General features: G+C 43.0%; 8 protein-coding genes. 4 read left to right on the forward strand and 4 right to left on the reverse strand.

Annotation, left to right across the window (positions count from 1 at the left end):
* Positions 1 to 6 precede the first annotated feature (6 nt).
* Both V7L31_RS09435 and V7L31_RS09440 read right to left on the reverse strand, forming a co-directional pair.
* Positions 7 to 465, reverse strand: coding sequence for a DUF29 domain-containing protein (locus V7L31_RS09435; protein WP_334695977.1), 459 nt, complete (start codon positions 463 to 465; stop codon positions 7 to 9).
* Between the two features lie 137 nt (positions 466 to 602).
* Positions 603 to 1,712, reverse strand: coding sequence for an S-(hydroxymethyl)glutathione dehydrogenase/class III alcohol dehydrogenase (locus tag V7L31_RS09440; RefSeq protein WP_334695978.1), 1,110 nt, complete (start codon positions 1,710 to 1,712; stop codon positions 603 to 605).
* A 364-nt stretch (positions 1,713 to 2,076) separates the two neighbouring features.
* On the opposite strand from V7L31_RS09440, the gene V7L31_RS09445 reads away from it, so the two are divergent.
* The 4 genes from V7L31_RS09445 (at position 2,077) to V7L31_RS09460 (ending at position 7,169) form a co-directional block, all read left to right on the forward strand.
* Positions 2,077 to 3,360, forward strand: coding sequence for a valine--pyruvate transaminase (locus tag V7L31_RS09445; protein ID WP_334695979.1), 1,284 nt, complete (start codon positions 2,077 to 2,079; stop codon positions 3,358 to 3,360).
* A gap of 114 nt (positions 3,361 to 3,474) precedes the next feature.
* Positions 3,475 to 4,236, forward strand: coding sequence for a ribosome maturation factor RimM (gene rimM, locus V7L31_RS09450; protein ID WP_334695980.1), 762 nt, complete (start codon positions 3,475 to 3,477; stop codon positions 4,234 to 4,236).
* Positions 4,237 to 4,356: 120 nt separating this feature from the next.
* Positions 4,357 to 4,611 (forward strand): hypothetical protein, encoded by a 255-nt coding sequence (locus V7L31_RS09455; RefSeq protein WP_334695981.1) that lies wholly within the window; start codon positions 4,357 to 4,359, stop codon positions 4,609 to 4,611.
* 176 nt (positions 4,612 to 4,787) lie between these two features.
* Entirely contained in the window at positions 4,788 to 7,169 is a 2,382-nt protein-coding gene (locus tag V7L31_RS09460) for a phosphoketolase family protein (RefSeq protein ID WP_334695988.1), read from the forward strand.
* A gap of 213 nt (positions 7,170 to 7,382) precedes the next feature.
* Here the strand turns inward: V7L31_RS09460 and V7L31_RS09465 are convergent, their stop codons facing one another.
* Positions 7,383 to 8,891: an HlyD family efflux transporter periplasmic adaptor subunit gene (locus V7L31_RS09465; RefSeq protein ID WP_334695982.1), complete on the reverse strand. Its 1,509-nt coding sequence runs from the start codon at positions 8,889 to 8,891 to the stop codon at positions 7,383 to 7,385.
* Positions 8,892 to 8,961: 70 nt separating this feature from the next.
* The coding region (locus V7L31_RS09470) for a peptidase domain-containing ABC transporter (RefSeq protein WP_334695983.1) at positions 8,962 to 10,247 on the reverse strand (1,286 nt) is incomplete at its 5' end.

The following is a 10,247-nucleotide window of genomic DNA, read 5'->3' on the forward strand; positions in this document are numbered from 1 at the left end:
GGAGTGTCAATTCATTAAATCATCTGTGGTAGACTCACCGGGATAAAAGCGATCGCTCAAAATTTCCTCAAAAAGATATAAACATTGCTGGGGAAAAGTTGAGAGTGGCAAATTTGTTTCTCCTGATGCTAAATCCCTACCATTTTCATAAGATTCCTGGAGTGCCTCTTCAAGGTAAGGTTTCAGACTAGGATTTTCGTTCAGCAACTTGATAATTTCCCGTCTTTGTACTCTAATTGTTGCTACCCAACTACGGCTGCGTTCCTTTGGTTGATATTCCCATTTGAGCAAATGTCCAATTAACACACTAAGACGATTTCTCAATTCTTGGCGTTCCTTTCTTCCCAAAGATTCAATTTCCTCAATTAAATTAGGTAGGTCAAGCTGGTTCCATTGGTGATGACGCAAAAGGTTAGCCTGTTCTTGAGTCCAAGTGTAGAAGTCTATATCATAAAAGTTTGGCATCAGTTTTTTTGCCTTTTTTCAGATTTGTGATGTCTACATAATTTAAAAAATCATAATTCATAATTATGTTTCAAATAGACATTTAAACCTTATCTGAAACAGGACTCTCTGCGTAAGCATCAGGTACGAATTACGAATTAAAAAGTTACCACACTGCGAATTGATTCACCTTTGTGCATCAACTCAAAAGCATCATTAATTTGCTCAATGGGCATGATATGAGTAATCAAATCATCAATATTTATCTTACCTTCCATATACCAATCAACAATTTTTGGCACATCTGTACGCCCTCTAGCGCCACCAAAAGCTGAACCTTTCCAAACGCGCCCAGTTACTAGTTGAAAAGGACGAGTACTGATTTCCTGTCCAGCACCAGCAACACCGATAATCACGCTGACACCCCAACCTTTGTGACAGCATTCTAATGCTTGACGCATCAATTTGACATTACCAATACATTCAAAGCTGTAATCAGCACCGCCTTTTGTTAAATCAACCAGATAAGGAACTAAATCACCCTCTACTTCTTGAGGATTAACAAAGTGTGTCATGCCAAACTTTTCCGCCAAGGCGCGTTTGTTGGGATTAATATCTACCCCGACAATCATATTTGCCCCTACCATCCGCGCCCCTTGGATGACATTTAAGCCTATACCACCCAACCCGAAAACTACAACATTTGCTCCAGGTTCCACCTTAGCAGTATTGATGACTGCACCAATACCAGTAGTCACACCGCAGCCAATGTAACAAACCTTATCAAATGGGGCATCTTCGCGAATTTTTGCCAAAGCGATTTCCGGTAGCACCGTATAGTTAGCAAAGGTGGATGTACCCATGTAATGATGAATCATTTGTCCATCGAGACTAAAACGGCTAGTGCCATCGGGCATCACACCGCGTCCTTGAGTTAAGCGAATGGCTTGACAGAGATTAGTTTTGAAACTTAGACAATATTCGCACTGGCGACATTCGGGAGTGTAGAGGGGAATCACATGATCTCCTGGTTTGAGACTGGTGACACCAGCGCCTACCTCTACTACCACACCAGCACCTTCATGTCCCAAAATAGCCGGAAACAAACCTTCGGGATCATCACCAGATAGCGTAAAGGCGTCGGTATGACAAACCCCGCTTGCTTTCACTTCAACTAACACTTCGCCAGCTTGTGGCCCCGATAGTTGAACGGTTTCAATCGTTAACGGCTTACCTGCACTGTAAGCTACTGCTGCTTTAACTTGCAATGTCAGCGCTCCTGTATCGTTTTGTCTTTGTGATTGGGCATGGGGTATTGAAAAGAGGCAGAGGGGCAGGGTGCGGGGGGCGGAGGGGAAAATTCTTCTCCCTGCTCCGCCTCATCCCCAGTACCCAGTATCCAGTCCCCTCATAAATATTAAACACATGATAAACTTTTGTATTACTTCATTGGATTTACTCAGCACGATCGCCGCTATAACGATAAATATTATTACCTTTGTTAAAATATCATTCTCTAGCTAGATTGGTTAAAGGCGGCAACAGCTGTTTTGACAACGATGTAAACTGGATGTCAGCAGCAAACCCTAAATAATTTGTCCACCCCTCAATTAATATATTTTATTACAGCTTATGAACCCTGCCCTAACTCAAATCGGCGCTCAAATGTCCAACCTGACTGGCGTAAGAGCAATCATGAAGGATATTATCGAAACATTACGAGCGGGTGCAGGGCGGCAGTTTATTAATTTGAGTGCTGGTAATCCGTTGATTTTGCCAGAGGTAGAACAATTATGGCGGGATTGTACTGCACAACTTCTTGCTAGTCCAGAATATGGTGAGGTAGTTTGCCGCTACGGCTCAAGTCAGGGCTATGCACCATTGATTGAAGCGATCGCTAATGATTTTAACAAACGCTACGGGTTAAACTTAAGCGATCGCAATATCTTAATCACCCCCGGCAGTCAAACCCTCTACTTCTACGCTGCCAATACCTTTGGTGGCTACACCCCCAGTGGTGAGTTAAAACAAATCGTTTTACCCCTCAGTCCTGATTACACAGGTTACGGTGGTATTTGCTTAGTTCCAAAAGCCTTAACTGCCTACAAACCAACTCTCGATATTGATGCAGCTGCCCACCGATTTAAATATCGCCCCGACTTCAGCAAACTTACGATTACAGAAAATACTGGTTGTGTCCTTTTCTCTCGCCCCTGTAATCCTACTGGTAACGTCCTCACCGATGATGAGGTGAAAAAGATTGCCGCCCTCGCTGCACCTTACAATTTACCTGTGTTAATTGACTCCGCTTATGCGCCTCCCTTCCCAGCATTAAACTTTACCGAAATGACACCAGTATTTGGTGATAATATTCTCCACTGCCTGAGTTTATCGAAAGCCGGATTACCAGGAGAAAGAATTGGTATAGCGATTGGGGATGAAAAGTGGATTGAAGTGCTGGAGTGTTTTCAGGCAAATATGAGCCTCCATTCTTCACGTTACGGCCAAGCGATCGCAGCTTATGCAATCAATTCTGGCCGCTTAGTGGAAATTTCTCATACTGTCATCCGTCCCTTTTACCAAAATAAATTTACCGTTTTAGAAACCAGCTTAGAAGAAGCGATGCCCAAGGATTTACCTTGGTTCCTCCATCGCGGTGAAGGAGCAATTTTTGCTTGGTTGTGGTTAGAGGATTTACCCATCACTGATTGGGAATTTTACCAACAATTAAAGCAAGTGGGTGTGATTATTGTCCCTGGAAGTACTTTCTTCCCCGGTTTAGAGGAAGAGTGGGCGCACAAGCACCAATGCTTCCGCATCAGCCTCACCGGCAGCGACGAGGAAATTGCCACTGCTATGCAGCGTTTAGCAAAAGTAGCTGAAGAAGCTTATAAGCGTGCAGCTGTGACTGCCTAGTACCGCAAGGCGGAATTAAAAATTAAAAATTAAAAATGAATACAGCGTCAGCGTTTCATTGATTTGGAATGAGTGCTTTATTTCCGCCGTGTTGTACTAGTAGGAAAAATCGAAATGAAACGCGAAGAAGCTAATAAAGAGATTGGAGGCAGAAAAGCAGAGGGGCAGAGAAGCAAAAGGGCAGAGAAGCGAAAGGGCAAGAGAGTAGGAGAAAATTCAAAAATTCAAAATGCCCAATCCCCAATCCCCAGTCCCCAATCCCCATTACCCCTTATCCCCAGAGGAGGCCCCACCTTCCCCAATCCCCAGTCCCCAGCCCCCAATCTCGACGATTGGTTAGAAATTGGTAAGATTGTTTCCCCTCAAGGATTGTCGGGAGAATTACGGGTTTATCCTATATCAGACTTTCCCGAAAGATTTGAAGTGCCAGGAAAACGTTGGTTATTGCGTTCAGATGATACAGAACCGCAACCAATCGAATTATTGACAGGACGTTATATCAGTAACAAAAACTTGTATGTAATCAAATTAGCTGGTGTGGGAAATTGCGATCAGGCAGAGGCGTTGCGTGGTTGTACATTAATGGTGCCAGCTAGCGCTCGCCCCCAATTAGGCGAAGATGAATATCATGTCCTCGATTTGATTGGCTTGGAAGTCTTCATGCAGGTATCTGGCGAACTCGTTGGTACGGTGGTAGATATCATCCCGGCCGGCAATGATTTGTTAGAAGTCAAGTTGCATGAATCATTGGCTGGCGACAAAAAGCAAAAGACTGTTTTGATTCCATTTGTGGAAGCGATCGCCCCAATAGTAGACTTGAAATCTAATCGTATTGAAATCACGCCACCGCCTGGATTATTGGAAATTAATAATTAGGTTATTCCTTGATCTGTCTCTAGCTAGTTTTGCTGTACTGGATAGTTCAAGGAAAAGCAAAGCTTGAAGCATGAGAAAATTAGAGTACATACTTTATTTATTAATCTAGGAAGTGTGGCAATGCCAGAAAAACCAACAGCAACTATTCACAGCCAACTACTGGAAATATTGTCCCAATTGCCCAAGTCTAGTCAAGAAGAAGTATTAGATTTTGCTATCTCTCTCCAGAAAAAAAAACTAACTCAGCATTGGGATGCTATTTCTGATGTTGAGGCTGCTGCATTGAAAACTGAGTTTGCTAATGAAGATTTAGCTTTTGCAGAATCCGTTTTAACTGATTATATATCTCAACTTCAACAAGAGGACGCAGTTTGATGCGAGGAGATGTGTAATCCATCGTAGACATCGCTTTCCAACCTGTGCCCAAAGCCAAAGAATTTAGTCAAGAAGGCTGGAAAAATTTATCATGGGTAGATGGTCATCATCTGGAAAAGCAGTATAATTACTTACGGATGAATCCATCAAAATCCTTTTGGAATGGAGTGTCGATAATGACATTAGCAACGACTCCACAAACAAAGCCTTTAACAGATGAAGAATTACGGAAGATTAACGCCTATTGGCGTGCAGCTAACTATCTTTCCGTTGGGCAAATATATCTACTGGACAATCCGCTACTGAGAGAACCCCTAAAGCTGGAACACGTTAAACCCAGACTTTTAGGGCACTGGGGAACAACACCAGGGCTGAACTTTATCTATGTTCACCTGAATCGGCTGATTAAGAAATATGACCTAAACACAATCTACATTGCTGGCCCCGGTCATGGAGGCCCTGGACTAGTAGCCAATACTTACTTAGAAGGCACTTATACTGAGTATTACCACAATATTTCCCAGGATGCTGAGGGAATCAAGAAACTTTTTAAACAGTTCTCTTTTCCCGGTGGTATTCCTAGTCACGTTGCACCCGAAACTCCTGGTTCGATCCACGAAGGTGGGGAATTAGGTTATGCCCTTGTCCACGCTTTCGGTGCTGCCTTTGATAACCCTGACTTAATTGTTGCTGCTGTTGTCGGTGACGGCGAAGCCGAAACAGGTGCTTTAGCAACTAGCTGGCATTCCAACAAGTTTCTTAACCCTGTACGTGATGGTGCTGTACTGCCGATTCTGCACCTGAATGGGTATAAAATTGCTAACCCAACGACACTGGCACGGATTAGTCATGATGAGTTGGAGAGTTTATTTGTAGGTTACGGCTACAAACCATACTTTGTAGAAGGTGACGATCCCGCAGATGTCCATCAGCAGATGGCGGCAACTCTAGAAACAGCGATCGCCCAAATTCAAAGTATCCAAAGGGAAGCCCGCGTACATGGTTTCACGGAACGTCCCCAGTGGCCGATGATTGTTATGCGAACCCCCAAAGGTTGGACAGGGCCTAAAGAAGTGGATGGCAAAAAAACTGAAGGTTCTTGGCGATCGCACCAAGTTCCCTTTGGTAATATAGCCAAACAGCCAGACCACCTGAGACTCCTAGAAGATTGGATGAAGAGTTACAAACCAGAAGAACTCTTCGACAGCAACGGCACACTGATTCCCGAACTAGCAGAACTAGCCCCCAAAAAGCATCGACGCATGGGTGACAATCCCCACGCTAACGGCGGTATTTTGCTGCATGACCTGAATATCCCGGACTTTCAGGACTATGCTGTAGATGTTCTTGAACCAGGGAAAGCGATCGCAGAAGCTACCAAAGTGACCGGCAAATTCCTGCGGGATATCATGCGACTTAACCAAGAAAGTAGCAATTTCCGCATCTTCGCCCCTGACGAATTAGCATCTAATCGCCTAGACCCTGTGTTAGAAGTTACAGACCGGGTTTGGGAAGCCGAGATTTACCCCGAAGATGACCACCTTTCGTCCGATGGTCGGGTGATGGAAATTCTCAGCGAAACTTCTTGCCAAGGATGGTTAGAAGGCTACCTCCTCACAGGTCGTCACGGATTTTTCACTTGCTACGAGGCATTCATCCACATCATTGATTCAATGTTCAACCAACACGCCAAATGGTTGAAAACCACCAAACATATTCCCTGGCGCAGACCGATTGCTTCTCTTAATTACCTACTCACCTCTCACGTTTGGCGACAAGACCATAACGGCTTCTCTCACCAAGACCCTGGTTTTATCGACCATGTACTTAACAAAAAAGCCGAGATTGTTCGCGTCTATTTGCCCCCCGATGCCAACACTCTGCTATCGGTAACTGACCATTGTCTCAAAAGCCGCAACTATGTTAACGTCATCATTGCTGGAAAACAGCCAGCATTGCAATATCTCAACATAGATGCAGCCATCAAGCACTGCACCAAAGGCATCGGCATTTGGGAATGGGCAAGCAACGACGAAGGCGGCGATCCAGATGTAGTGCTGGCTTGCGCTGGGGATGTTCCCACCTTAGAAACCTTAGCGGCTGTAGACATCTTGCGTCAGCACTTTGCAGATTTAAAAGTGCGGGTAGTGAACGTAGTCGATTTGATGACACTCCAGCCAAAAACGGAACATCCCCACGGTTTGAGTGAAAAAGATTTTGACACACTTTTCACCACCGACAAACCCGTTATCTTTGCCTTTCATGGCTATCCCTGGCTGATTCATCGCCTAACCTACCGCCACACTAATCACAAAAATATCCATGTGCGTGGCTACAAGGAAGAGGGAACCACTACCACTCCCTTTGATATGGTTGTTCTCAACGATTTAGATCGCTTCCATTTAGTAATTGATGTAATTGATCGCGTCCCCAAACTAGGATCTAGGGCAGCTTATGTGAAACAGCAGATGCAGGATAAGCTGATTGAACACAAGCATTACATTCAGAAATACGGCGATGATGTGCCGGAAATTCGTGACTGGAAGTGGCCGTATTAACTAATTCGTAATTCGTAATTCGTAATTCGTAGTGAAAAATTCAGTTACGAATTATTTTAACCTCTTCTCTCTGTGTTCTCTGTGCCTCTGCGGTTAAAATTAATTACTTTTTAACCGCAGAGGCGCAGAGAACGCTGAGAAAAACAAAAGATTTTACGAGAAATAATTTATAAAAAACTTCAAGTCCTGAAATTGTAATTATTTCGTTTAGCATTACACATCTGCAATTAACCTCGCTTTTCTCAAGAAAAATTGCAATACCGTTTCTTCACGAGAAATAATATCTACTCTACCTTCCATTCCCAACTGAATGGGACACAGATTTTTACCTTTACCTAAAAACAGACTTTCCGGCTCAATAGTCACGTGATAAAAAGCACCTGAGACAGCCTCTTTCGGAGTGCTATTGGCATAAGAAGGAGATCCATTTGTATTGTTTGGGGAAGTCATGGTATCTGGAGAAATCGCCTCGACCTTACCCTTGAGAGTGCCATAATCTGGGTAGGGACAAGCACTAACCCGCATTTGAACTTGTTGACCAATTTTGAGCTTACTTTTATCTTCAGATGCCACTACTGCCTTGATAATCTGCTTTGCATGACTGGGGACAATCTGCAAGACTTCTTCGCCAGGACGCACAGTTTGACCGGGATTATGCAAGTTTATCTTAGAAATGATACCATCAGCAGTAGCAGTGATAGTGGTGTGATTAAGTTCATTTTCCACTTGCTTGAGTTCCCTATTGTCACGCTTTAGCTGTTGTTCTACTTCAATTTGTTGCTTGATCATTCCTTGCCGTTCTTTTTCTAAAGCGGCTTTGTTACTTTCACCTGCGTATTTTTCTCGCGCTATCTGCTCAGTCGCAATTTCTACTTCTGCATGACTGGGATTTAAGGCGGCTTTCGCACGTTTATTTTTAGCGATCGCAGCATATATTGCTTGTTGCGATCGCTCAATTGTTTGCTTTTGCGCCTCCACAACTGCTTTTTGTGCTGCTACAGCTTGTTCTTGCTGTTTTGTAGCTAACCGCGCTTCCTCTAATTTATCCCTAGACAATGCTCCTGCTTGCGCTACACTCTCATATCGATTTTGCTTTGACTTCGCTGCATTCCAAGCGGCCTCAGTAGAATAGAGATTAGCTTGTGCTGTTTCTAACTGTGTTTTGCCAATCTGCAATTCTTGTTGAGCTATTTGCACATTAGCTTGAGATTCTTGGAATTCAGCCACAGTAGTAATTTTTTTATCCTGATATTGGCGCTGGCTAGCGCTTAATGCAGCCTTAGTAGTAGTGATAATTCGGTTAACTTTAGCAGTTTCGGCGACAATTTGACTGTTAAAAGTGTGAATTTGAGCCTTGATTTGCACTAGCTGTAACTTAGCTTGCTCAATATTAGTTTGCAGTTGGCTTTTTTTCGTTTGTAAGCGGGAGTCGTCAATAATGGCGATCGCATCTCCGGCTTTGACAACTTGATTTTCTTTGACATGAATCTGCATAACTCGGCCTTCAGTTGCCGCTTGCACAATCTGCAATTCCCCAGATGGACGGACAGATGCTTGCCCTTTGACTGTCACCTTATATTTGGCAACTGTGGCGACGGGAATCGCTAGTCCTAAAACGCAGAAAACAAAGAGTCCACCAAAGGTAATCCAACGACTAATCGGTGGCAGAAATTCATCTGTTTGAATTGGTTGTAAAAAGTCTGTGTTGTGAACGTTAACCATAGTTAGACACTTCAAAATTGAAAAACAGGTGAAGATATTAGCCAATACAGTTCATGTAAGCCCAAAATCCTCATATAGAGACGCGATCTATCGCATCTGAAAGACTCAAAGTTACATCATCCAAAAAGTCTAAATGCTCCCCATTAACTTGTCGCAAATCTTCTACTGTCCCTTGAATTTTCAACCGTCCTTGTTCTAAACAAATAATCCAATCTGCACGCTGAATCACTCTAGGACGATGACTAATAAAAATAGTAGTTTTACCCTGGCGATACTCTAAAAGCCTATCTAGTATTCCTGCTTCGCTCACTGGATCGAGGGCGCTGGTAGACTCATCTAAAATTAAAATAGGTGGGTTAGTAACTATGGCTCTAGCTATAGCTAGTCTTTGCTTTTGTCCACCAGAAAGATTAGCCCCAAATTCTCCTAAGACAGTTTGATATTTATCAGGTAGTTCGCTGATAAATTCGTCAGCACCAGTGATTTGACAGGCGATAATAATATCTCTAAAACTAAGGTGAGGATAACTAAATTGGAAATTATCCAGAATAGACCGACTCCAAAAATGGGCTTCTTGTGGTATTAAAACCACTTGTTGCCGCAAACATTCCAAAGATATATCTTGCTGGTTATAAAAACCATAGCGAATATTGCCTGATTGAATTGTATATAAACCAGGAATCAATTTTGCTAGGGTACTTTTACCACAACCAGATTTACCAATTAGAGCAATTGCTTGTCCCCCAGGAATAGTTATGGAAAAATCTTGCAGTAAATCAACTCTCCCTGTGTGGTGAAAATTAATTTCAGAGCAAGTAATATCTATATTTCCAGGAATTTCTATCCACTGCTTTTTAACATCATTTTCATCTTCTGGTGTAGCATCAATAACTTCTGTCAGACGTTGAATAACTATTTGAGAAGTGATAAACTCATCCGCTAAATCAATGGCAGAACTCAAAAAGCCGAGAAAATTGCTACTCATGCCGTTATAGGCAATCAATTGTCCGATTGTTAAAGTCCGATTAATTACTAAATAGCTACCAATCCAGAGAATACCAATATTAATAAATGTTGAAAGAACACTAGTAACAGTGCTGCTGTAAAGTCCTAGCTGCATGGTACTCCACCCCAAGTTAGCCAGACGACCAAAATTTCCTTGATATTCTTCCCAGGCTTGGGGTGTAGCTTGGGTAGTTTTTAAGACTTGTACTCCCCGAAATGTCTCTACCAAAAAGCCTTGGTTTTCTGTACCAGAAACGATGCTGTTGGCGAAATATTTCTTCACATTGCCAACAAAGGAAGCGCGATGTCTGGAAGATGTTGAATTTTGTCTTAGAAATAGCTTTTTGGGTG

Origin of the sequence: Nostoc sp. (genome assembly GCF_036916655.1) — a bacterium.
In the GTDB taxonomy this organism is placed as follows: Bacteria; Cyanobacteriota; Cyanobacteriia; order Cyanobacteriales; family Nostocaceae; genus Nostoc.